General features: G+C 60.1%; 22 protein-coding genes and 1 tRNA gene. 9 read left to right on the top strand and 14 right to left on the bottom strand.

Going from position 1 to position 23875, the window contains the following annotated elements:
• Positions 1-11: 11 nt before the first annotated feature.
• The 3 genes from ACMU_RS07335 to ACMU_RS07325 all read right to left on the bottom strand — a co-directional run bounded on the left by ACMU_RS07335 (position 12) and on the right by ACMU_RS07325 (position 2491).
• Positions 12-1052, bottom strand: coding sequence for a DUF2332 domain-containing protein (locus ACMU_RS07335; RefSeq protein WP_035257980.1), 1041 nt, complete (start codon positions 1050-1052; stop codon positions 12-14).
• Positions 1049-1738 carry an aminoacyl-tRNA hydrolase gene (gene pth, locus ACMU_RS07330; protein ID WP_035257978.1) on the bottom strand — a complete coding sequence of 230 codons (690 nt, stop codon included), beginning with the start codon at positions 1736-1738 and terminating at the stop codon, positions 1049-1051. The genes ACMU_RS07335 and pth overlap by 4 nt, the downstream gene beginning before the upstream one ends.
• A 108-nt stretch (positions 1739-1846) precedes the next feature.
• Positions 1847-2491, bottom strand: a complete 645-nt coding sequence (locus ACMU_RS07325) for a 50S ribosomal protein L25/general stress protein Ctc (protein WP_035257976.1) — start codon at positions 2489-2491, stop codon at positions 1847-1849.
• 138 nt (positions 2492-2629) lie between these two features.
• Here ACMU_RS07325 and ACMU_RS07320 point away from each other — a divergent pair, with 138 nt between their 5' ends.
• Positions 2630-4072 carry an aldehyde dehydrogenase family protein gene (locus ACMU_RS07320; protein WP_161635641.1) on the top strand — a complete coding sequence of 481 codons (1443 nt, stop codon included), beginning with the start codon at positions 2630-2632 and terminating at the stop codon, positions 4070-4072.
• On the opposite strand, the gene ACMU_RS07315 is transcribed toward ACMU_RS07320, so the two are convergent.
• Genes ACMU_RS07315 through ACMU_RS07285 form a run of 7 tightly spaced genes read right to left on the bottom strand, consistent with a single transcriptional unit; the run spans position 4069 to position 10435 of the window.
• Entirely contained in the window at positions 4069-4998 is a 930-nt protein-coding gene (locus tag ACMU_RS07315; RefSeq protein WP_035257974.1) for an AEC family transporter, read from the bottom strand. The two genes, ACMU_RS07320 and ACMU_RS07315, sit on opposite strands and share 4 nt — an antisense overlap.
• Before the next feature lie 4 nt (positions 4999-5002).
• The gene (locus ACMU_RS07310) at positions 5003-5797 is read right to left on the bottom strand and encodes an MBL fold metallo-hydrolase (RefSeq protein ID WP_035257971.1); all 795 of its coding nucleotides are present in this window, start codon (positions 5795-5797) and stop codon (positions 5003-5005) included.
• Positions 5794-6600: a TatD family hydrolase gene (locus tag ACMU_RS07305; RefSeq protein WP_035257968.1), complete on the bottom strand. Its 807-nt coding sequence runs from the start codon at positions 6598-6600 to the stop codon at positions 5794-5796. Before ACMU_RS07305 ends, ACMU_RS07310 begins: the two co-directional genes overlap by 4 nt.
• A gap of 14 nt (positions 6601-6614) precedes the next feature.
• Positions 6615-7748 (bottom strand): DNA polymerase III subunit delta', encoded by a 1134-nt coding sequence (locus ACMU_RS07300; protein ID WP_035257966.1) that lies wholly within the window; start codon positions 7746-7748, stop codon positions 6615-6617.
• A 10-nt stretch (positions 7749-7758) separates the two neighbouring features.
• Positions 7759-8397 (bottom strand): dTMP kinase, encoded by a 639-nt coding sequence (gene tmk, locus ACMU_RS07295; RefSeq protein ID WP_035258713.1) that lies wholly within the window; start codon positions 8395-8397, stop codon positions 7759-7761.
• Between the two features lie 3 nt (positions 8398-8400).
• A complete protein-coding gene (locus tag ACMU_RS07290; protein ID WP_035258712.1) occupies positions 8401-9549 on the bottom strand; it encodes a D-alanyl-D-alanine carboxypeptidase family protein in 1149 nt (382 codons plus the stop codon).
• 19 nt (positions 9550-9568) lie between these two features.
• Positions 9569-10435: an SPOR domain-containing protein gene (locus ACMU_RS07285; protein WP_081805435.1), complete on the bottom strand. Its 867-nt coding sequence runs from the start codon at positions 10433-10435 to the stop codon at positions 9569-9571.
• A 212-nt stretch (positions 10436-10647) separates the two neighbouring features.
• On the opposite strand from ACMU_RS07285, the gene ACMU_RS07280 reads away from it, so the two are divergent.
• Positions 10648-10737: transfer RNA gene (locus ACMU_RS07280), tRNA-Ser, on the top strand.
• A gap of 272 nt (positions 10738-11009) precedes the next feature.
• Here the strand turns inward: ACMU_RS07280 and ACMU_RS07275 are convergent.
• Positions 11010-12866, bottom strand: coding sequence for a sigma-54 interaction domain-containing protein (locus tag ACMU_RS07275; protein ID WP_035257961.1), 1857 nt, complete (start codon positions 12864-12866; stop codon positions 11010-11012).
• Positions 12867-13144: 278 nt separating this feature from the next.
• On the opposite strand from ACMU_RS07275, the gene ACMU_RS07270 reads away from it, so the two are divergent.
• The 5 genes from ACMU_RS07270 to cynS all read left to right on the top strand — a co-directional run bounded on the left by ACMU_RS07270 (position 13145) and on the right by cynS (position 17548).
• Complete coding sequence (locus tag ACMU_RS07270) at positions 13145-14572, top strand: ABC transporter substrate-binding protein (RefSeq protein WP_035257958.1); 1428 nt, start codon at positions 13145-13147, stop codon at positions 14570-14572.
• Positions 14573-14642: 70 nt separating this feature from the next.
• Positions 14643-15644 carry a nitrate ABC transporter permease gene (ntrB, locus tag ACMU_RS07265; protein WP_035257954.1) on the top strand — a complete coding sequence of 334 codons (1002 nt, stop codon included), beginning with the start codon at positions 14643-14645 and terminating at the stop codon, positions 15642-15644.
• Positions 15645-15654: 10 nt separating this feature from the next.
• A complete protein-coding gene (locus ACMU_RS07260) occupies positions 15655-16560 on the top strand; it encodes an ABC transporter ATP-binding protein (RefSeq protein ID WP_035257952.1) in 906 nt (301 codons plus the stop codon).
• Positions 16561-16570: 10 nt separating this feature from the next.
• Positions 16571-17050, top strand: a complete 480-nt coding sequence (locus ACMU_RS07255; RefSeq protein ID WP_035257949.1) for a nuclear transport factor 2 family protein — start codon at positions 16571-16573, stop codon at positions 17048-17050.
• 57 nt (positions 17051-17107) lie between these two features.
• Complete coding sequence (gene cynS / locus ACMU_RS07250; protein WP_236626221.1) at positions 17108-17548, top strand: cyanase; 441 nt, start codon at positions 17108-17110, stop codon at positions 17546-17548.
• Positions 17549-17803: 255 nt separating this feature from the next.
• On the opposite strand, the gene ACMU_RS07245 is transcribed toward cynS, so the two are convergent.
• Genes ACMU_RS07245 through ACMU_RS07235 form a run of 3 tightly spaced genes read right to left on the bottom strand, consistent with a single transcriptional unit; the run spans position 17804 to position 21406 of the window.
• Complete coding sequence (locus ACMU_RS07245; protein ID WP_035257944.1) at positions 17804-18850, bottom strand: substrate-binding domain-containing protein; 1047 nt, start codon at positions 18848-18850, stop codon at positions 17804-17806.
• A gap of 29 nt (positions 18851-18879) precedes the next feature.
• Positions 18880-19896 carry an ABC transporter permease gene (locus ACMU_RS07240; protein ID WP_051588132.1) on the bottom strand — a complete coding sequence of 339 codons (1017 nt, stop codon included), beginning with the start codon at positions 19894-19896 and terminating at the stop codon, positions 18880-18882.
• Between the two features lies 1 nt (position 19897).
• Positions 19898-21406, bottom strand: a complete 1509-nt coding sequence (locus ACMU_RS07235) for a sugar ABC transporter ATP-binding protein (RefSeq protein ID WP_035258706.1) — start codon at positions 21404-21406, stop codon at positions 19898-19900.
• Between the two features lie 118 nt (positions 21407-21524).
• Here ACMU_RS07235 and mtnK point away from each other — a divergent pair, with 118 nt between their 5' ends.
• Together mtnK and mtnA are read left to right on the top strand one after the other, a co-directional pair.
• Positions 21525-22787, top strand: a complete 1263-nt coding sequence (mtnK, locus tag ACMU_RS07230) for an S-methyl-5-thioribose kinase (RefSeq protein WP_035257941.1) — start codon at positions 21525-21527, stop codon at positions 22785-22787.
• Complete coding sequence (gene mtnA, locus ACMU_RS07225) at positions 22784-23875, top strand: S-methyl-5-thioribose-1-phosphate isomerase (protein ID WP_035257933.1); 1092 nt, start codon at positions 22784-22786, stop codon at positions 23873-23875. The genes mtnK and mtnA overlap by 4 nt, the downstream gene beginning before the upstream one ends.

Genomic DNA, 23875 nt, shown 5'->3' with positions numbered 1-23875 from the left:
GCTCCGTTCTCTCAGCTCGGTGGGGTCCAGATCAGCCAGCGACCGTGGAAATCCATCCGTCCGATATTCAGCGTCACATCGTCCGGCCAAAGGCGCAAGCACATTCCCGCGCCGGGCTTTTGGTCGTCTGCCTCAATGCCCAGCCACGCGAGGGGGGCATTTTCTGTGGCCCGCGCCCCGGCGGCGACGATTGCGGCGGCGCATCGTTCCTTCGTTTCCTGAGGAAAATACTGCCATGCAATCGTATGATAAATAAAGGTAATCTCGCCTTCAGGCAGGTCTTGCAGCACCCGCTCTAACCACGGTGCGGCGTCCCCCGCGGCGACCTCTGGCTTGTGTTTATGCGCCAGCTTAATCGCGGCATCTGTCCGGGCACGCCGATCCGGCTGATCGGGCCACAGATAGGCGCGCAGGCGCAGAACGTCGCCCTCATCGGCGATGCTCAGCGGTGAGAGGTCAACACCGCGCCGGCGGGTCACGTGCACCGGGGCCTGCGGGGGCAGGGGGCCGGTCCAGTCTGGTGACAGGCGTAGCGTCGCGTCGTCTGGGCCAAACCGGACATCGGGCAGGTCCAGCGCCATCCGGTCCCATTGCAGGTTCAATCCTGCGCTTGCGCCCAGTTCCAGCAAGTTGAACGGCAGGCCGCATCGATTGCTAAGCCATTGACCTACAGCGATTATTCCGGTGCTGCGGCGCACCTCGTTGGTCTGTGGGGCATTGTCTAGCCACGCCTGAATACGCGTCTCATGGGTTGAAATTGCCGCCAAAACCGCGCGCCGAAGGGCGTCGTCGTCGGTCTGATTTGGTGGATAGACGGCGGCCAATTCGGGCGCGGTTCCGTCGATCACCAAGCCATGCAGCGCCCCGCACAGGCGCAAGGGCACCGAATGCCCCGCCGCCGAGACATCGCCCGGCCACGCGCGCATCCGTTCAAAAACCGGGCCGGGGCTGTCCAGCATATCGGCCAGCAGGCCGCAAAGCTGTCCCATGAAAGGCGAGCCAAGCTGCGGACAAACCGTCGCCTGGCGCAGAAACGCGTCGCGCAATGTCATCGAAACTTGTCCATCAGGCGCTCCAAAGGCGACTTTTGCGGTACTTCGGGTTCCGGTTCGGGCGCGGGTTTTGCGGCCTTGGCGGGTTTTTCGGCCGCGTTATTGGAACTGCGGGGCGGGGCAGTGCGCAGCGACACTGCGTTCATGAATTTGCCCTTGTCCCCATCAGCCAGCGCCGGGGCGCCATCGGCGATGCCACGCAGCAGATCTTCGAGCCAGCCTTCCTGCTCCACCCGGACAAAATCGCCCAGAACCCAAGGGGATACGCGATCTTTGTGGCCCGGATGCCCGATGCCCAGCCGCACGCGGTGAAAGTCATTGCCGATATGGGCGTCGGTGGACCGCAACCCGTTATGGCCAGCCAGCCCGCCGCCGGTTTTGACCCGGCATTTGCCGGGGGCAAGGTCCAGCTCGTCATGGAAAACAGTGACATCCGCGGCGGTCAGCTTGTAAAATCGCATCGCTTCGCCGATGGCCTGGCCGGATTTGTTCATGAAGGTGTCGGGCTTCATCAACAGCACTTTGCCGCCGCCCAAACGCCCCTCGGCCACAAGCGCCTGAAACTTGGCGCGCCAAGGGCCGAACCCGTGGGCCTCGGCAATGGATTCAACGGCCATGAACCCGATATTGTGCCGGTTTTTCGCGTATTTCGCGCCGGGATTGCCCAAACCTGCAAAGATCTGCATCGCGTGCCTCCGTTTGCAGTATTCCTAGGGATGGCACGGAAGGCGGGCAACAAAAAAAAGCGCGGCCCAAGAGCCGCGCTTTGGTATTTGATAGGGGTCGTCGAGGGCTTATTCCTCGGCAGCGGCCTCTTCGGCGGGTGCTTCGGCGTCGTCGTCACCCTCGTTGTCTTCCGAGCGCAGACCCGACGGAGCTGCGATGTTGGCAACCACGAAGTCACGGTCGGTGATCATCGGGCGCGTGCCCTCGGGCAGCGCGATGTCCGAGATGTTGATCGTATCGCCAACATTCAGGCCGGTCAGATCGGCAACCAGCTTTTCAGGGATATCGCCGGCGGTCACTTTCAGCTCAACCTCGGGGCGCACAACAGCCAGAACACCGCCGCGCTTGATGCCGGGGGACTCTTCCTCGTTGATGAACTCAACCGGGATATAGAGGTTGATGCGCGAGGTGCGGCGCAGGCGCATCAGGTCCACATGGGTTGGCAGGTCTTTGACAACATCGCGCTGTACGCCGCGGCAGATCACGCGCACGTCTTCCTGGCCTTCAACCTTCAGGTTGAACAGCGTCGAAAGGAAGCGGCCAGCTTTCAGGCGCTTCAGCAATTCGTTGAATTTGATGTTGATTGCGATGGGGTCTTCGCCACCACCATATACAACGCCCGGTACCAACTGCTCGCGACGAGCTTGGCGGGCGGCCCCCTTGCCTGTCCCCGCGCGGACCGTGGCGTTCAGATCAGGAATCTGTCCTGCCATGAGATCTCTCCAATTTTGATAAGGGCATCCTCCAAGGGTGCATGCCCGAGTGAAGACGCGCGTATAGGCCAGAATCCAGCAAAGGGAAAGAGGAAAATGTGCGCGCAATCAGGATGGCGCTTTGCCGGGGGCTCTGTCATGAGTGGGCGTATGAATGCAAGCGATTTGCCATATGCCGGGCTGAGCGATGCGCCCTGTTTTTTGCCGCGCAGCGCCGATGCGGATGCGCGGCGCTTTGCGGTGTTGGCCAATCAGGCGACGGGCGTGCCGAGGGCGCGGCTGCCGCTGGGTGATGACGGGGATGTGGCGCGCGCGGTGGGGCGTGCGCGGATGGCGTTTGACCTGCGCGCGGCCGAGGATCGCGCCGCGCTGCTGGAGGCGCTGATTGCCGGGATCGAGGCGCGGCACGAGGATTTTGCCCAGGCCATCAGCCGCGAGATGGGTGCGCCCATTGATTTTGCGCGCGCCAAGCAGGTGGACGCGGCATTGTCGCATTTGCGGGTGATCCGCGCGGCGATGGATCAGGCCGCGGCGCAGGTGCCCGAACCGCTGGCCCCGCACGCGGTGCGGTACGAGCCATTGGGCGTTGCGGCGCTGATCACACCGTGGAACTGGCCGCTGAACCAGGCGGCACTGAAGGTTGGGGCGGCGTTGGCGGCGGGCTGCACGATGGTACTGAAACCCTCGGAACTGTCCCCCGAAAGCGGAGCGATGCTTGCCGAAGTCGCTGATGACGCCGGTTTGCGCGACATTCTGACGGTGTTGCAGGGCGACGGGCAGACCGGCGCGGCTCTGGTCGGCGCCGAAGGGGTGGATGTGGTCAGCTTCACGGGATCCACCGCGGCGGGGCGGCAGGTGGCCGCATCGGCGGGCGCAATGTTGCGGCCCGTGCTGCTGGAGCTTGGTGGGAAGTCTGCCAATATTCTGTTTGACGATTGCGCGCTGCCGCTGGCCGTGCAGCAGGGTATGGCGCATTGCGTGCGCAACTCGGGTCAATCCTGCAACGCGGCCTCGCGAATGTTGGTGCACGCGGCGATCTATGATCAGGTGGTTGAGCTGGCGGTGGCCGAGGCGGGGGGGTATGTTTTCAACGCGCCCGCAACCGCCGGGGGGCATCTGGGCCCACTGGTCTCGGCCACGCAGTTCGACCGGGTGCAGCGCTGTATCGCCGAGGCGATCGAGGATGGCGCGCGGCTGGTGGCGGGCGGTCTTGGCACCGACATGGCCGGACCGTTCTGCCCGCGCGTGACCGTTTTTGCAGATGTCACGCCCGAAATGCGGCTGTTCCACGAAGAGGTGTTTGGCCCGGTTCTGGCAATCTCGCGCTTTGCCGACGAGGCCGAGGCGGTGCGCCTGGCCAATGACAGCGCCTATGGGCTGGCCGGGTATATCCAAACCGCTGACCGCGAACGTGCGGCCCGTGTGGCGGGCGGCTTGCAGGTGGGCATGGTGCAGATCAACGGCACCTCGCGCGCACCCGGCGCGCCGTTTGGCGGGCGTAAGGCCTCGGGCTTTGGGCGCGAGGCGGGGCTGTGGGGGATCCGCGCATTTCAGGCGGTGAAATCGATCAGCGGCGTTTAGGGCAGGATCGACAGCCACATCCAGACGCTGAGGATCGACAGGACCGTGCCCAGCAGCACCGATGACGCCGCAACCCGTCGTCCCACACCGTAGAAATCCGCGAACAGGTAGACGTTGACGCCCGGGGCCATGGCGGCGGTAATGACCGCTGATCGGAATTGCGCTGTGGTCAGGTCCAGCGTCTGTCCCATTGTCCAGACAATCGCGGGGTTTATCAGCAAGGACAATGCGCAGATGAACAGGATGGTAGCCATGTCGCCCTCGGGGCGGTACCGCAGTAACACCCCGCCCAAGCCGAACAGCGCCACCGGCAGGGCCGCGGCGGCGGCCATGTCGATCACTTGCCACAGGGTGTCGGGCACCGGAATCGCGCCCAGATTCACCACAAACCCGCACATGATCGCCACCACTAGCACGTTTGAAAACATCGCGCTGAGCACCGCGCGCAGTTTCACCAGGCTGGACGCGCCCGAAAACCGCAACAGCTCCATCGCGGTGACACCCACGCAATAGCACAAGGGCGCGTTGATCGAGATCAGGGCGAAATTGGCCTGCAACGCATCGGCGCCATAGGCGCGTTCGGTCACCGGCAGGCCCAGCAGCACCGAGTTCGAGAAAAACGCCGCAAAGCCGATCGCCACGCTGTCCTGCCAGGGGCGCCCAAACAGAAAGCGCGCGCCAAGAAAGCCAAGTGTAAAGACACAAAGCGCGCCGACATAATATGACGCCAGCAACGTTCCGCGAAACTGCGTGGCCAGGTCCAGCCGCGCGATGGCGGCAAAAAGCAGGCACGGGATCGCGAATTTCTGCGAAAACAGCATCAGGCCGTCAACCGCAGCCTCACCCAACACACGGAACCGCGCCGCCAGGTATCCGCAGGCCACCAAGATGGCGACCGGCAGGATGACCTGAACCATCAGCGCCATGGCGTCATTCTGCCAATTCTATGACAAGCCCGTCATGGGCAGGTGTCACCTGGTCCGGCGTCTCGGTGGCCACGGTCGTATAGTCCAGATCGATATGCATGTTGGTCAGAACCGCGTGGGCGGGCTGAAGGCGGGCGATCCATTCCAGCGCGGTGGCCAGATTGATGTGGGTTGGATGCGGGCTGCGCCGCAAGGCGTCCAGAACGAGATATTCCAAACCCTCAAGCTGTGGCCAGGTCTCGTCATACATCTCGACCACATCTGGGATATAGGCCAGATCGCCGATGCGGAACCCAAGCGCGTCGATGGCGCCATGCCCCACGCGCAGTGGCTGAAAACTAAGGCCACCACCTGCACCGTCGATTTCAAACGGCCCGTCGATTGTGTGCATGTCCAGGATTGGCGGATAGGGCGAGCCTTCGGGCTGTACAAAGGCATATCCGAACCGTGAAAACAGATCGTTCTGTGTGGCGCCGTCAGCCCAGACATCCAGACGTTTGCGCATGTTGAAGACCACTTGCCGCAGATCGTCCAGACCGTGCACATGGTCGGCATGAGAATGGGTGTACACCACCGCGTCCAGTGTGCCGACACCGGCGGCCAGCAATTGTTGGCGCATATCGGGTGACGTATCGATCAGAACACGCGTTGTCCCCTCTGCGCCGATACGCTCTACCAGCATAGAGCAGCGACTGCGCCGGTTGCGTGGTTCGTTGGGATCACATTCGCCCCAATGCCCGCCCAAACGGGGTACGCCGCCCGATGACCCGCAGCCAAGGATGGTAAAGCGCAGGCTCATGCCGCAACGGCCTTCCACGAGGCGGCCTTGGTGAAAAGCCGATCAAAATTCTGCTGCGTCTGTGCGGCAAAGGCAGCATAGTCCATGCCAAATGTCTCGGCCGCTGCGCGTGCGGTATGGGCGGTATAGGCCGGCTCGTTTCGTTTGCCGCGATAGGGGGGTGGCGCCAGGTACGGGGCGTCGGTTTCCAGCAGGATCCGGTCAATCGGCGCGGCGGCAAAAATCTCGCGCAGTTCGGTCGACCGCGGGAAGGCGGTGATGCCGGACATCGACAGATAAAACCCCAGATCCAGCGCGGCACGTGCCAGTTCAGCGCCGGACGAGAAACAATGCATCACGCAGCTATAGGCGCCATTGCTGTGCTCTTCGGCCAGGATACGGGCCATGTCGTCGTCGGCGTCACGCGAATGGATGATCAGCGGCAGGCCGGTTTGTCGTGCGGCGTCGATATGTACGCGCAGGCTGGCCTGTTGCATATCAGCGCTTTCGGCCGTGTAGTGATAGTCGAGCCCCGTTTCCCCGACCCCGACAAATTTCGGATGCGCGGCGGCGGCGATCAGCTCGTCCACCGTCGCCATCGGCTCATCGGCGGCATTCATCGGATGAGTGCCGGCCGCAAAGAAGACGGGTGCGTGGGCCTCGGCGATGGCACGGATCTTGGGCAACTCGCGCAGGCGGGTGCAGATGGTGACCATGCGCGTCACGCCTGCTTCGGCCGCGCGCCCGATCATCTCGGGCATCTCGTCGGCAAAAACATCATAGTCGATGTGACAGTGGCTGTCGGTGATTTCGGGTGGTGTCATTGCAATGGCCGCGCCTATCGGGCGACAAGTTCTGCCGCCATCTCGTTCATCCTCAGAACCGTATCAAGGATGAGCGTCGAAGGGTCAAGGTTCACCGCGCGCCCATGGCCCAGCCGGGCGTTGATTTCGGTGGCGCCCTGCGCCCATTTGCGGGCGGCGGGGATGTCGGGGCAAAGACGGGCGAAAATCTGGATCTCGCCCTGGGCGGCCTCGACCTCGGGCGGTTGACCGGCGCCGGCACGGGCCAGGCGTGTCAACAGCAAGTCAAGCAGGCGCAGCGTCAGGTCATAGCGCGCCTCATTCGCTTTGCCCGCGCAGCTATTGGCCAGCGCAAGAGCGGCGGGGCGGTCGACGTTGGGCATGGAGTTCAGAAGTTGCAGCAAGCCCGCATAATGCTTTAACCCGTCCTGATGGGTCAGCCGGATTGCTTCGCCCACGGACCCGGCCGCCAGCGTAGCAAGGGCAGCGCTGTCATCCGTTTCCGTACCAGCGGACTGCATGGCCTGCGCCATATCCCCCGGCGCCAAGGGCGACAGGCGCAACTCGCGGCAGCGCGAGCGGATGGTGGGCAGCAGGCGCGCCGGTTGGTGCACGATTAGAAAGATCGTGGCGTTTTCGGGCGGCTCTTCCAGCAGTTTCAGCAGCGCATTGGCTGCGTTCACATTCATCTCGTCGGCCGCGTCCGCGATCACTACCCGTCGCCCACCGCCTGCGGCGGAAAGGGCAAAGAACTCTTTCAGCCGTCGCACTTCGTCCACGGTAATCACCGTTTGCAGGCGGGCAGGGGAAGGTTTCTCGCGCCATGCGCGGCGCAGCAGGAACAGGTTCGGCTCCGAAAGGGCGCGCAGGCGCGTGGCGACCGGGTGGTCAGGATCAACCTCCAGCGAGGTCGGGGCAGGGGGCGCGCCAAACAGACCGTCATCCGCGTCCAGGGGTTGTGTCAGCAGAAACCTTGCGGCGCGCCAAGCAAACGTGGCTTTGCCGATGCCCTTTGGCCCCGTAATCATCCATCCATGATGCAAACGACCCGAATTGAACGCATCCAGAAACGCCGCCTGAGCCGGGTCCTGCCCGAACAGCCGAGTGGTTTCACGCGGATGCGGCGCACCTTCGATGCGGTCGGGTTCGGGGATATCGTCGCTGCTCATGGCGGGCAGGCTACGCGGATGCGGCGTCGGGTGAAAGACGGTCCATCGTAATTCGCGCCACGTCGGCGGCCACGGCGTCGATTGCACGCGCGCCATCGACGACAACGCAGCGGTCCGCGAATTCATGTGCAAGGTTCAGGAAACCCTCGCGCATGCGTTCCTGCAGGCCAAGGCCAAAATCCTCGAACCGTTCCTCTGTCCCTTGGCGGCCCTTGGCGCGGGCCAAACCCATCGCCGGGTCCATATCGATGACAAAAGTTAAATCCGGTTCGCACGCGATCATTTGATCATGCAGCCGATCCACCACGCCCCGCAGATCGCCACGTGTAATCCCTTGATACAGGCGAGTGGAATCGGCAAACCGGTCGCAGATCACCACCTTGCCGTCCTCGAGCGCAGGCCAGACGGTTTTTTCCAGATGGTCGCGGCGGGCGGCGGTAAACAGCAGAATCTCGGTCTCGGCTGACCATTTGTCGGGATCACCCTCCAGCACCAGCCGCCGAATTTCCTCGGCCCCGGCGGAGCCGCCAGGCTCGCGCGTGAGAACCACGTCGCGCCCCGCTTGCCGCAGGTGGTCGGCCAGCATCCGCGCCTGGGTGGACTTGCCCGAGCCATCGATACCTTCGAACGACAGGAAATGCCCGGTCATCACTTAAAGGGTCTGTGCCCGCGCGCCAAGGCGATCCAAAAGGATCATCGCAGCGGTTTTGACGCGGGGCAGAAAGCCGCCTTTGGCAACATCACTTTCAGCCACCAGCGGGATTTCGACCGCCTCCATGTCTGGCAGTTGAACAATCATCTTGCCCAGTACGTCACCCTTTGTAACTGGCGCTTGAATTGGGCCTTCGAACTGCACCTCGGCCTGAACCGAACCTTGGGTCAGCGCAGGTACCAGCAGCGTTACATCGTCGGCCACCACAAGGCCAACGCGGGGGGCCGCGCCCATCCAAACCTGTGCCTCGGCCATGCGTGTGCCCGCCTTGGCCACCGATTTTTCAACAAACTGGCGGAAGGCCCAGTTGATCAGGCTTTCGGCCTCGCGCGCGCGGTCTGCTGCCGATTGCAGCCCCGAGAACACGACAATCACACGCCGGGTTCCCTGCCGGGCCGATCCAACAAGGCCATAGCCCGCCTCGTTCGTGTGGCCGGTTTTCAGGCCGTCCGCCCCGATGCCCAGTTTCAGCAGCGGGTTGCGGTTGAACCGGTTGTCCGGCGCGCGGCCATCATATCCAAACTCGGTCTCGCCAAAATAGCCGTAATACTCTGGAAATTCGGTGATCAGGCGGTTGGCCAGAACGGCCAGGTCTTCCATGCTCATCCGCTGGTTCGGATTGGGCCAGCCGGAGGCGTTGGCGAAGGTCGAGTTGTTCATCCCCAGCGCTTTTGCGCGGGTGTTCATCAGGCGGGCAAAGGCGTCTTCGGTCCCGGCCAGACCTTCGGCCACAACCACGCAGGCATCGTTGCCGGACTGCACAACGATGCCGCGGATCAATTCCTCGACCGTTGGGCGGTCGCGTTCGTTCAGGAACATCGTGGACCCGCCCATCGACTTGGCGCGGGTTGACACGCTGAATTGCGTGTCCAGCGTCACGCGGCCATCGCGCAGGGCCTCGAACAACATGTTCAGCGTCATCAGCTTGGACATAGAGGCGGGCGGCAATGGCACTTGGGCGTTCTTGTTCAACAGCACCGTGCCGGTGGTCTGATCCAGTACAAAGGCCGAGGTCGCCCGGGTTTCGAAGCCCATCACCGGGCTGGCAACCAAAGCGGCCAGGCAAAGCCCGATGAGATTCGCGCGCATCTTGAGCATCACTGCTTCCTTAGTTCGTCACGAAATAGGCGTCGGCAAAGCCCAGCCCTCGTGCTTTTTCCAACAAGGCATCGCGGTCGGCCTTGGTGCCCGCGGGCCCAACGATAACACGCCAGAACGGTTTGCCCTTCACTTCGCCTTTTTTGACGGTGGGTACCACGCCGGCCTTGCGCAGGTTGTCGCTGGTCCGGTTTGCATTGGCTTCTACCGAGAAAATGCCAATCTGGATGAATGGTTTGTCCAGCGCCGACTTGGGCAGCGCTGCTGGAGCGACAGCCGGAGCAGCGGGCGCGTCGGCCGGTGCGATATCTCCGACCTGTTCTTCGGCACGATCGATCGCGGCCGCGGCGGCTTCAATCGGATCGTCCAGGGTTTCGGTCGACACTTCGTCAACCGGCGCCGCCTCTGCCGGTGGTGCGTCGGTAACTGGGGGCGCAACCGGAACCTGCTCTTTGCGCAAGGCTGTGACATTCAGCGGCGTCGGCTGACCGGCCAACATGCCCAATGCCGAAGCCGCATCCGACGACACCGTCAGGCGCGGGCCGGGGTTGTCGCGTTCACGGTCGAACAGTGCGCCAATCACGAATTTGCCGTTGGCCTCGTTACGGATGATGACTTGTTCGGGGCTCTTTACGTCGGGAAACGTGACCCAAACGCCGCCAAAGCTTGGGCGTCCGTCCCACAATCCGTTCTCGGTGGCTTGGAAAACCTCGGGCGCTTCGACCTCGCGCTCGACCAGTGTTGTTTGGTTCGTGGCATCTTCGCTTGAGACGTTGCCGCCTTCGAACAGCGACAGACCGGTGCCTTCTTCGCACCCTGCCAGCAAAACCAATCCAATTCCCGCCGCCGCGATGCGCGCTGAAATCCGATGCGCCATAACTTGCCCCTTTACCGCCCTTACCTGGCCATCCTGATCCATGCCGGTCTGGCCGAGTTGCCCTCGAATACGCGCTTCTTGATGGCGCGCACGCGCGAAGGATAACCGTGATGCCGACCTATGGAAAGGCCGCTACCCGGCAGTTGGGCAATTTTCGGCCTGTCGATTGGGGTTTCAGAATCATTTCTTGCAGGTTAATCCGAAGCTTCCGCGGAGGAGTGGCAGAGCGGTCGAATGCGGCGGTCTTGAAAACCGTTGAGGGTTAACGCCCTCCGGGGGTTCGAATCCCTCCTCCTCCGCCACGAAAACCGTGGACAGTGAAAGAGCTCGTTTTAGGTTGCAGAGCCCTCCTGTTCCTACGAGGGGTCGCGGGAGTTGCCTTGCCGCATTTTGTTGTTGGTCTGAGCAGTGCGTATAGGGCCAAAGCTTCCTTGCGTAGTTCAAAACGTGGAGCGCCGCTTTCCAACCTTGGTGCCTACTAAGCGCTTGTCTAAAAAACAGGGAAGTGGTGGCGTAGTCGTCGAACTGGCGAATGTTGATCCATTGGGCCGAACGGCGTTCCTAAGGGGGGCGTCTATTCCCAGTCTGCTTCCGAAAGACCGAAAGACTTAATGCGCGAATACACGGTCGTCGCCGGCATATCCAGGATCGCGGCAGCACCGGTTGGCCCCGACACTTTGCCTTGGGTGATCCGCAATGCAGCAGCAAGGTTTGCCCGAACGAAGGCCTGCAGCTCGGCCTCGGTTTTGATGTTGTCTTCGCTGGTTGCGCCTTCGAAAATGTTGCCCGAAAGCTCAATTTGCAGCTTGTTCCCTTTGGAAACAATGACGGCGCGTTCAATCAGGTTGCGCAACTCCCGCACGTTTCCGGGCCAGGAATAGCTTTGCAGTTGCTGCATGACCCGCTCTGTGATCTTGGGGACCGGCCTGTTGAGCTTTTTGCAGGCATCTTTGAGAAGATGTGCCGCCAGAGACGGGATGTCCTCGGGCCTTTCGCGAAGTGGAAGGCATGAAATCGGGAACACGCTCAAGTGCATATACAGAGCCTCGCGAAGCGTCTTTTTTGCAGAGGCGCGACTGGGCGAAAGGGTCGTGGCGGAAATCACACGGATGTCCAGCGGTTTTTCGCGTGTATCGCCCAGACGAGTGACGGACTTGTTTTGCAAAGCGTGGAGCAGCTTTCCCTGGATATTTGTCGGCAGGTCTTCAACCTCGTCCAAAAACAACGTTCCGCCATGGGCAAGCTCCAGCTTGCCGGGCTTGTCGTGCTTGGCGGCGTTCGGCCCGCCGCGCACTTGCCCGAACAACTCCGCCTCTACGGCTTCCGGCACAACAGAGCTGCAGTTGAAATGGATGAGGGGGCGTTTGCGTCGGGGGCTGCCTTGGTGAATCTCTTTCGCAATCAAAGACTTGCCCGTGCCGGGTTCCCCCGAAATCATCACTGTCGCTTCGGTTTCTGCAACCAGGTCGATCTGGGCAAGAACCTGCGCAGTAGCCGCGGATGTACCGATAATATCGTGGTGCGCACGCTCAGAGTTGATTTCTTCTTGCAGATAGGCGTTTTCCTCTTCCAGCCGGTCGCGCAGTTCTGCCACTTCCTGAAGCGCGGTTTTGAGTTTGAACTCGTTTTCCTTGCGCTCGCTTATGTCGCGGAAAATGACAACCGCCCCGGCGAGGATCTGGTGGTCGTAAATTGGGGTTGAAATATACTCGACGCGGATCGGTTTGCCGTCTTTCCGCCAGAACACTTCGTCTTCGATGCGATTAACCTGTTCGAACCGGAAGGACTTGTAGATGGGGCAGTCATGGTGGTGGTAAGGTTCGCCGGACAAATGGGTATGATGCATGATTGAATGGATGTCTTTGCCCAAAAGATCGTCGGTTGTCCAACCCAGCATTTCTTGCGCGGCACGATTGACGAAGGTCGTCTTGCCTTCGGCATTTAGCCCATAAATGCCTTCGCCGGCCGCATTCAGGATCAGCTGATTGCGACGCTCAAGTTCGGAAAAGAAGCTTTCCGCACGGCGCCATTCGTCCAGTCCGGCGCGCTGAAGCTCGGCCACCTCTTCGATATGAGCGCGACGATCCATCGAGTCGAGGTCGGTAATCATCAACAGTATACGGTTCGTGCCGTCTTCGTATCGGCGCGCTTTCAGCTCGCACCTCAGGACATCGTCTTGCAAAGAAGTGATGCTGATTTTGCGCGTCCATGCCTCGCCACGGGTGTCCACCTCGTCGATGAAGACCATGAACTCGGCAAGCTGAGCGCCAATAAAGCGCGCAAAAGTCGGAAACGGGCCGTCTTTTAAGCCCAGCAAGCTGAGCGCGTGGTCGTTGATGTCGCTAATCGTATCCGTGCGGGTGCACAGAACGAGTGCCGCCTCGGGCAAACCCGCGACAGGAGAGGCGGAAGCATGATGGGCTGTATTCATGGTTCCAGCGTTAACACATTCCGCCGCAGAGCCAACGAAATTTCGTAAATTACGAAAAATCGTATTTCATCCCTTCCGCTAACACTGAGTTAGGCATTGTTTTTGTTGTAAATTTTTAGACAGCACAAATTTTTGGCAACGCCTTTTTTTTCCCAAGGGCCAAAGCAAAATGGGTTGAGACGCGATTTAATCGACAGAGTCGAGTCGTTGCCCAACGCAATGATCCCCCTCCGTCGTTCGTCGCGCAAACGTTTTGAAAACCAAAACAGGGATAATCGATGACCCACTTTAAAGATCCGTTTAACCCAAACATTGATGTTTGGAATGAATGCGGCGAAGCGTCGGGCGAACCGGCGGACCCCTATGCCGGGCTTACGCCGGAGGATGCAGATGTTCTGCGTCGCAGGGCCAAGCAGTCGCTGAACGCCGAGGTCGGGATGACGCGGGCGCTTGAAAGCTCGGTTATGCAGGGGCTCTTCAAAACCGATATTTCGCGCCGCGCCTTTTTGCGCAGCGCGGGCGTCACCGGTGCTCTTGCAGCTGTCGCGACCGTCTTCCCGTTGTCATCGCTGCAATTGATGGCCGAAGAGGCCATGAAGAACCTGGAAAAAACCAAACTGACGCTTGGCTTTGTTCCCATCACCTGTGCAACGCCGATTATCGGTGGCCACGCTTTGGGCTTTTATCAGCGCTACGGGCTGGACGTCGATATCGTGAAAACCGCTGGTTGGGCCGTGTCTCGTGATAAGTGTCTGAATGGTGAATATGACGGCTCGCACCTGCTGTTCCCGATGCCCATGGCCATGTCCTTGGGGATCGGCTCGACCGCGCAACCCTGGAAAGTGGTGTCGAATGTAAACACCAACGGTCAGGCCATTGTGTTGGCCAACAAGCACCGCGATAATCAGGATCCTGCCAACTGGAAAGGCTTCAAATTCGCCGTTCCCTTCGAGTATTCCATGCACAACCTGTTGCTGCGCAACTACGTGTCCGCCGCAGGTTTGGATCCCGACCGCGACATTCAGATCCGCGTTGTTCCGCCGCCCGAGATGGTCGCTAACCTGCGCTCGGAAAACGTGGATGGGTACCTCGCACCGGATCCGTTCTGTCAGCGCGCCGTCTATGACCAGGTGGGCTTTATCCACAAGCTGACACTGGATCTCTGGAAGCAGCATCCGTGCTGTGTGTTTGGCCTGTCAGAGACATTCATCAACGAGAACCCGAACACAACCATGGCCCTGACAACGTCCATTCTGGAATCTACAGCCGCGGCTGAGACCGCGGAAGGACGCGTCGCCTTTGCCGAATCCATGGCGCCGGCCAACTATCTCAACCAACCGGTCGAAATCCTGAAACAGATCCTGACAGGTGTATTCCCGGATGGTCAGGGGAACATCAAGAACGTGCCGGACCGGATTTCGTTCATGCCGTTGCCGACACAGACCATGGGCACCTGGGTCCTGTCGCAGCTGCGTCGCTGGAACTATATCGACAGCGATACGAACTATGCGACATTGGCAGAGGACCTCGTTCTGACCACCACGACGCGTGAAACCATGCGCAAAATGATGGCGGCGGATGCGAACTTGACCTTCTCGGACGCAGAACAGGACGTGTATGCGCCGGTTGAGATCCAGGGTGAACAGTTTTCGCCCGCGCAGGCGCAAGAGTTCATCAACAACCAGCCGTTTAGCCGCACCATCTAAGGCGTAGTGAAGCCACAGGGTCGGGGTGCGTGCGTGCCCCGACCCCCAATTTTTTATCTGGAGCAGCGGAATGTTCGCAAATCTTGACGCACGGAGCACCTTGCTTTCGGTTGCCATATTCGTCGTCGGTCTTCTGATCTGGCATGCGGCAACACATGTCCCCGATACCGGACCGATCGGCGTTCAACTTTCGCAAGAACAGCGCGACACCCTGTTGGCCGCCAACATGAGCGGCGAAGATATCGACACTTATGCGGCCGAGGGCGTGGCCTATGCTCAGCTTGAACAAATCGCCAATCTTGGCCTGTCCCGCGCCATGATTGAAGCTGCTGGAGGCATTCGTGCGCTTGGAATCAGTGTGCCCGACGAAAACTCGGCCCCGGCGCCAGGTTCGCTCTTCCCCTCGCCGGCGCTAATCGGCAAAGAGCTTTGGGCCACCATCACCGACCCATTTTATGTCAATGGAACCAATGACATGGGGTTTGGAATCCAGATGGGCTATTCGCTATTGCGCGTTGTGATTGGCTATACCCTAGCCGCCGCGGTTGCGATCCCGCTGGGCTTTCTTATTGGCATGTCGCCTTTGTTTTTTCGTGCCCTTGACCCCTACATTCAGGTTCTCAAGCCCATTTCGCCGCTGGCCTGGATGCCAATTGCCCTTTTCACAATTGGAGACAGCGAGCTTTCGTCGCTGTTCGTGATCTTCATTTGCTCGCTCTGGCCGATGCTGACCAATACAGCCTTTGGCGTTGCAAACGTGCGCTCTGATTGGGTCAACGTTGCCCGCACGCACGAGCTGGGCTCAATGCGCACAGCTTTGACGGTGATCCTGCCAGCTGCCGCACCAACCATCATAACGGGCATGCGTATTTCGATTGGCATTGCGTGGCTTGTGATCGTCGCGGCCGAGATGCTCGTTGGTGGTACGGGTATCGGCTACGTCGTCTGGAACGAATGGAACGGGCTGCGGCTCGATCGCATGATCGTTGCGATCTTGTTCATCGGTGTTGTCGGCATGCTGCTGGACGCGGCGTTTGCCCGCCTGCAACGCGCCGTTGCTTACTCGGAATAAGGAAACCAACATGGCTAAACCGTTTCTTTCGATTGAACGCCTTACCCAACAGTTTCCGGACGGGGCGGGTGGGACGCTCACCGTGTTCGAGAACAGCACTTTCGGTGTGGAGAAAGGTGAATTTGTCTGCATCCTGGGCCATTCCGGTTGTGGCAAGTCGACAATCATGAACATCTTGGCCGGTCTGGCCGAGCCAACCTCGGGCGTTGTCAAGATGGATGGTATGCACGTGTCTGGCCCGTCGCTGGACCGTGGTGTGGTGTTTCAGAACTATTCGCTGCTGCCGTGGCTGTCGGCGTTGAAGAACGTCACATTTGGCGTCGCTGCACGGCACAAGGATTGGTCGAAAAAGCAAGTAGAGGATCACGCACGCCAATACCTGGCAATGGTGGGGCTTGAAGGCGATGTTGTGCACCGTAAACCCAGTCAACTATCAGGGGGGATGCGCCAACGGGTTTCGATCGCGCGGGCTTTTGCCAACCAGCCAAAACTGCTGCTGCTGGATGAACCGTTTGGCGCGCTGGACGCCCTGACACGTGGCACGATCCAGGATGAATTGATCAAGGTTTGGAGCCAAACCGAACAGACCGTGTTCATGATCACCCACGACATCGACGAGGCGATCCTTCTGGCCGACCGGATATTGTTGATGACAAACGGCCCTTTTGCCCGTGTGGCCGAGTCCGTTGAGATCACCATCCCGCGTCCGCGCAATCGGACCGAGATTGTCGAGCATCCGAATTACTATGCGATCCGAAACCACCTCGTACAGTTTCTTGGTCAGCGCTCGCTGGAGCTTGCCGGACAAAAGTCCGACCAAGATGACCAGTCGCCGCAAAGCGTAGTGATTGACAAGACAAAAGACGACACAGACCCGGAGCCTGCACCGGCCCTGCAGGCGGTTGTGAACGAGTGAGGCGCTGGAAATGACAGATCAGCCCCAACTTCGCCCCCCACTGCCGCCTTTCACCCATGAAGACGCAGTCAAGAAGGTGCGGATGGCCGAGGACGCTTGGAACACGCGCGATCCAGATAAGGTGGCGATGGCTTATTCGCCGGAAACGCGCTGGCGCAACAGGGACGCGTTCCTGAACGGCCGAGAAGACGTGCGCGCCTTCCTGAAGCGCAAATGGGCCAAAGAGAACGGTTATCGCCTGATCAAGGAAATCTGGGCCCATGAGGGCCACCGGATCGCCGTTCGGTTTTGCTATGAATGGCATGACGAGACGGGCCAGTGGTTCCGCGCCCATGGCAACGAAAACTGGGAGTTCACCCAGACAGGCCACATGGCGGTGCGCCATGCCTCGATCAATGACGTGGCGATCGCAGAGAGTGATCGCCTGTTCCATTGGCCTCAGGGCAGACGCCCGGACGATCACCCCGGGCTCAGCGAACTTGGCCTATGACGCAAAAATCCACCAAGAGGAAAACCCATGAAAGATGCAATTGAGGTGCCAACGATGATGACCAAAGAAGACGTGACAATGATGATCCTGTCCGCCAAGAAAACGGCGGGTCTGACCTGGGAAGACATTGCAGAAAAGATCGATATGTCACCTGTTTTTACCCATTCCGCCTCTATGGGTATGAACGCATTCCCAGAGGAAAAGGCCGCGCTTTTGGTTGCAGCGTTGGGGCTTCCGCAGGAAGCAGCCAGCGTTTTGAATGAAGCGCCCACCAAAGTGTGGGAGCAGGCGGTTCCAACGGACCCGTGCATTTACCGGTTTTACGAAATTGTTGGCGTCTATGGCCCTACATTGAAGGCTCTGATCGAAGAAAAGTTCGGCACAGGGATCATGTCTGCGATCGACTTTGACATGTCCGTCACCAAGGTCCCCCATGAGAAAGGTGACCGTGTAAAGCTGGAAATGTCAGGGAAATTCTTGGCGTACAATTCGTGGTAAGCAGATAAGCCAATGCGCGCGTGGACTAAAGGAGCCAAAAGCGCGCACGTTTGGCCAATTGCTTGCCGTCTTAGCGTCTGAGCGCTTGGGCATCTGTTGTGCGTCGGAAAACGTCATGTGGACACCTGGTGCGATAAACCGGGGGCGCAACTTCGCCACTGCAAATCGAGGTGTCTAAAGGCAAGCTGCAAAGCTTTGTCCGGAAAGCAAAGTAGGGCAGCGACCCGGTTGGGGCCGCTGCCCTTATTGGTTTGATCAGCGTGCTGGCAGCGGCATCCAATCGGGGGTGGCTACGTCTGCGTGTGCAAATTGCGGCATGTTGGCAGCCAGATCGCCCATGTTTTTGATGTCTTTGTCATTCAGGAATGACTGGGTGATCAGGGTCGGTGGGACAATGACGCTGTCACCGGGGTCTTCGCCGGCCAGAAGCATAGCCAAGGCGCGCACCGAAACCTCGCCCACAACGGCCGGGTTCGTGGCAACGGTGGCTTTCCAGGCCGAGCCCGGCTCGCGCATAGCGGCAATGTCGGCGGTCGACACGTCAGCCGAATAGATGGATACCTGATCGGTCATGCCGGCCTCGTCCACCGCGATTTTCACACCCTTTGCGAACTCGTCATAGGGCGCAAAGAACACGTTGATGTTCGGGTTGGCCTGCAGCGCCGCGCGTGCCTGGTTGGCATTGGAGTTCGCGATGGGGTTGTCCAGCGTGCCGATCACCACTTTCTCTACGATATTGGGGTTGGCGGCTTTCACTTCTTCCCATGCAACGTGGCGGCGATCCAATGGCGCGATGCCGGGGACATAGACATAGCCGGCCTCCCAGGTGGAGCCGTTATCCTCCAGCGCCTGTTCCAGCGCCAGCTTGCCCAACAGATAATCCGACTGTTCGATCTGCGGAATGGCGGCGTTTTCGACATTCACGTCAAAGGCCACAACCTTGATGCCCGCATCCACGGCGCGCTGGGCCGCGTCCTTCATCGACTCGGTCAGCCCGTGCTGAATCACGATGCCGTCCACGCCCAGGGCAATCGCCTGGTCTACCATGTCCGATTGCAGCGCGGCGTCCTGACGGCTGTCAAACACGCGCAGATCAACGCCAAGCGCAGCCGCCTGCGTCTCCACGCCCGACAGATAGGCTTGGAAAAAGTCTCCGGTTGAAAGATAGCGCACAAGCGCAATCTTCACGTCGCCGGCATTGTCGAACGGCGCGGGCATGTCCGCCGAAAGTGCAGCCCCTGCGCCAAGCGCGGTGGCTGCGCCGCCGATCAGACCCAGTACATTGCGTCTTAGTAGTTTCATTGTTCTTCCTCCCATGAAGATAATGCGGGCTAGTGCCCTGAGCCGCGCTTCCTCCCTGACAGCGCGAAAGTGAATACAAGCGCTACGACAAGCACGGCGCCTTTGACGAAATCCTGTGTGTAGTAGGGGGCGTTCATCATCGTCAGACCTTGCAACAGGATGCCCACAAAGATCGCCCCGACGGCGGTGCCAAAAGCGTTTGGTTTGGCTGCCCCCAATACTGCGAACCCGATTAGCGCGGCGGCGACGCTGTCCAGCAGCAGGTTGTTGCCGGATGCCACATCGCCACGTCCAAGACGTGCAGCCAGTAATATGCCCCCGATCGACGCCGTTACGCCCGAGATCATGTAGGCGGCAATTTTGTAGCCCTGTACATTTGCCCCGGCCAACTCGGACGCTCTTTCGTTCGATCCGATGGCATACATCAGGCGCCCATGCCGGGTGAGGTGGAGAAAGATCCAGATCAGCACGCCAAGCAGCACGAAGATGATCACCGGAACCGGGATCAGTTTTTCGAGGAAAAAGTCAAACCGGTGACGACCCAGCCACAGGAAGGCGGCGGAGAACGTCCCCTCGGCATTGCCTCCGCCGGGCAACGCCATGCCCGTGGAGATGGAGCGCCCCTCGGTCGGGATGCGCTGCAGGCCGATCAGCAGGAACATCATTCCCAGCGTCGCCAGAAGGTCCGGCACGCGCATTTTCACGATCAACAGCCCGTTGACCAGCCCAACGAAGGCGCCCATCGCCAAGCAAGCCAGCACCGCCACCCAAGCGGGCTGTTCGAGGATCACCATGAAATAGGCCGACATCATTAAGGCCGACGTGGCAACCGAGCCGATGGACAGGTCGAACCCGTCCACCACCAGCGTGCAGGTTACCCCCAAGGCCAGAATGCCGGTGATCGCCACCGACTGGAACACGAAGACCGCCGAGCGTGGCCCGGCAAAGCCAGGCGCAAAGATCGAGAAATAGAGGACCAGCCCCGCCAGCAACAGCAAAAAGCCGTATCGGATGGCAAAGTGGATCAGGTTGGAGTTCTTCTGCACGTTATGCCCCCAGAATGGCCTCGGACCGCCCGGAAATCTGGGCCATCAGCGTCGCCAATTCGATGTTTTCATTTTTGTGTTCACCCACCAGGGCCTGTTCGTTCAGCACAACAATGCGGTCTGCAATTTCCAGCGCCTCGTCGATCTCGGCGACAAAGACAATCGTGGCGCGCTGACCCGCTGTTTGCCGAATGTGCTCGCCGATGTCGCGGCGCGCCTTGATGTCTACGCCCTGAAATGGCTCGTCCAGCACCAACAGCGCGCAAGGTTGGCTCAGCCACCGCCCCACCATCACTTTTTGCTGGTTGCCGCCTGACAACGTGCCGATTCCATCGGTTTCGCCCTGACAAACCACGCCCAGCGTTTCGATCATTGATCGGGTTGCCGCGCGCTGGCCGCCCCGGCCCAGCATCGACAAACGTGAGAAATTCTTGAGGAAGGGCAGGGTCAGGTTGTTGGTGATGTCAAACTCGGGAACAACTCCGTTCGACGCGCGGTCTTTTGGGCTGAAATGCACGCCGGCGCGGATGGCTTCGGCTGGATTGGCCGGCGCGTAGGGCGCACCGTTCAGCGTCAGACGACCAATTGCCGGTTTTTCCAATCCAAACAAGATCGAAGCAAGGCGCGATTTCCCACTGCCAAGCAGGCCGGTGACAGCAATCACCTCGTTCTTGTGGGCTGTCAGGTTTATTGCAGGTCCGCCAGGTTGCATCGACAGATTCTCGATGTGCAACACCGGCGCGCCAGGTGCAGTCGGGCGCACGGGCACATCTGTCATGGCGTGGCCCAGCATGGCAGTCACCGCGCCTTCGTAATCCAGCGGCGTTTCCTCGAAAACCCCGGCAATTCGCCCGTCGCGCATCGATACAATGCGGTCGGCGATCCGCTGAATGTCGGATCGGCGATGCGAGATATAGAGGATCGCCACCCCGGTCGCGCGCAGACGGTCAATCAGGGTAAACAATCGCTCGGATTCGGCCGCGGACAAGGAAGAGGTCGGCTCGTCCAGGATCAGAACTTTGGGTTCGCGCACCATTGCACGTGCAATCGCGATCATTTGCCGGTCAGCCACGCCCAGCGACGAGACCGGCGCGCGTACATCCAACCCCAACTGCATCGCTTCGGCGATTTTGCGCGCCTCGCGACGCAGGGCCCGGTCTGACAGGAAAAAGCCTCGCGATTCTGTCAGGCGGTCGATCATAAGGTTCGAGGCCACGTCCAGATCGGGCGCGACGCCGTCATTGATCGACTGGTGCACCGTGACCACCCCTTTTGCGAAGGCGTCGCGCGGGGAATGTGGAGTAAAGGGTTGATCAAAAAGAGTTATCTGGCCGGTATCCGGTTCGTGCACGCCGCACAGAACCTTCACCAGCGTCGATTTGCCGGCACCATTGGCCCCCATCAACACGGTGACCTGCCCACTAGGCAATTCAAGGTCGATATTGCGCAGAACCCTGTTGGGCCCAAACGCTTTTTCCAACCCCGATACTTTGCAAACGATGGTGTTCACAACATGCCTCCCTGGCGGCATGATTGGCGGACCGGTGTCATTTGTCAACATCCTTGACAAATGACAATCGAGTCGCGAAGACAGTGAAAGACCACCATTCCAACCAACGGGGAGCGGCATGAGCGAAGACGCGGAATACGAGGCCCTGACCGTCGAAAATCTGATCCCAAGATTGGGTCAGGTTTCCGCTGTGACAGACCGCGTTGGCGGCGATCCGGCAGGCTGGTCGGTGACCGAGGTTGGCGACGGTAATCTGAACCTTGTTTTTATCGTAACCGGCCCGGATGGCGCCGTAATTGTAAAGCAAGCGCTGCCCTATGTGCGGTTGGTTGGCGACAGCTGGCCATTGCCGCTTTATCGCGCGTTCTACGAGTTTCACGCCCTGACACGGCAGGCCACACGCGATCCCGGATCCGTGCCCGAGATCTACCATTTTGACGAGGTGCAGGCCCTGATCGTGATGGAGTATCTCAGCCCGCATGTGATTCTGCGCACCAAGCTGATTGCCGGAGAACAGGTCGCCGGTTTGGGCCAGAGGTTGGGTGAGTTTTGCGCGCGAACGGCGTTTCGCGGATCGGAACTTTGCATGAAATCCGCGGAAAAGAAGGCCGATCTTGCGCTGTTTTCAGGCAGCGTCGAAATACCTGCGATTACCGAGGCTCTGATTTTTCGCGATCCATACTTTGCCGCCGAGATGAACCACCACACCAAGGGGTTGGACCCCGTGGTCGCACATTTGCGCAGCGACGTTGCGATGAAGGAACAGGTGCAGCATCTGTTCCGCACGTTTTCGGCCAAGGCGGAAACCATGTGCCACGGTGATCTGCATTCCGGTTCGGCCATGTGCACAGACACCCAAACCCGCGTGATCGATCCAGAGTTTGTGTTCTACGGTCCCATGGGCTTCGATTTGGGGATGTTGGTCGCCAACTACCTGATGGCCTATTTCAGTCAACCCGCCCATAGGTCCGCCGACAGCTTGAACGCGTATCAGGAGTGGATTCTGCAGGTAATTATCGAGACCGTGGATACATTCATGGCCGAGTTCAAAGCCCTCTGGGCGGCCGAGCGGACCGGTATGCTTTATGACCGCTCACAATTCGAAGATCAGGGGCATAGTTCCGATAACGCACGCGATGCGCTGTTGGACGAGATTTGGTCGGATGCGCTGGGCTTTTGCGGGATCGAGATGCACCGCCGTATCCTGTCGCTGGCCCACAACGCTGATTTTGAGGCCATCGATGACGTTGCCATTCGCGCCCCGCTTGAGGCGCGCAACCTTATGATGGGGCGCGATCTGATCTTGCGCCGTGACATGGTGGCAGATGTCCGGAGGCTGTCAGACATCGCAAGGCAGTTCAACGGGGAGGATTTCCTATGAAAGTAGGTGGCACGCATTACCGGTCGATCTGGCGCGATGGCGACAGTGGCGAAGTGCGGATTATCGATCAGCGCTGGCTGCCGCACGAGTTTAAGGTCGTTACGCTGAACACCCTCGACGAGTTCGCGGTGGCGATACGTGATATGTGGGTGCGGGGTGCGCCGCTTATCGGGGCAACAGCAGCATATGGCGTCGCTTCGGCGGTGACGCGAGACCCGTCAGATGCAAACCTGGCCGAAACCTGCGAGGTGCTGAACGCCACCCGGCCTACGGCTGTGAACCTGAAGTGGGCGCTGGACCGGTGCAAGTCAGCGCTGTCGCCTTTGGCGATCGAAAGCCGGGCGGCGGCGGCATGGGTGCTTGCGGAAGAGGTGGTTGAGGAAGACGTCGAGATCAACCGTCGCATTGGCGAAAACGGCCTTGCCCTGATCCGCGAGATTGCCGCCAGCAAACCAGAGGGCGAGCCGGTGCACTTGCTGACACATTGCAATGCGGGTTGGTTGGCTACGGTGGATTGGGGCACCGCCACCAGCCCGATGTATCACGCGCAGGACGCTGGCATTCCGATCCACGTTTGGGTCGATGAAACGCGTCCGCGAAACCAGGGCGCGCTGACCGCATGGGAACTGGGCGAAGCTGGGATCAGTCACCAATACATTGTCGACAATGCGGGCGGCCATTTGATGCAGCACGGGATGGTTGACCTGGTGATCACCGGCACAGACCGAACCACTGCGCGCGGCGATGTGTGCAACAAGATTGGCACCTACCTGAAAGCTTTGGCCGCGCGGGACAACAAGGTGCCCTTCTATGTGGCCTTGCCATCGCCGACGATTGACTGGTCTATCAACGACGGCGTGGCCGAGATCCCGATCGAGGAACGTCCTTCCCGCGAGATTTCGCATGTACTTGGTATGACCGACGCTGGCATCGGCGATGTACGCGTAACGCCCGAAGGGGCAGGAACGGGTAACCCGGCCTTTGACGTGACACCAAACCGGCTGGTCACCGGGCTGATCACCGAGCGCGGCATTTGCGAGGCCAGTTTCGAAGGGCTGGCCGCGCTTTTTCCCGATAAGGCTGGCTGA

This window comes from Actibacterium mucosum KCTC 23349 (assembly GCF_000647975.1).
GTDB lineage: Bacteria > Pseudomonadota > Alphaproteobacteria > Rhodobacterales > Rhodobacteraceae > Actibacterium > Actibacterium mucosum.
This window is presented reverse-complemented; position numbering and strand designations above follow the sequence as displayed.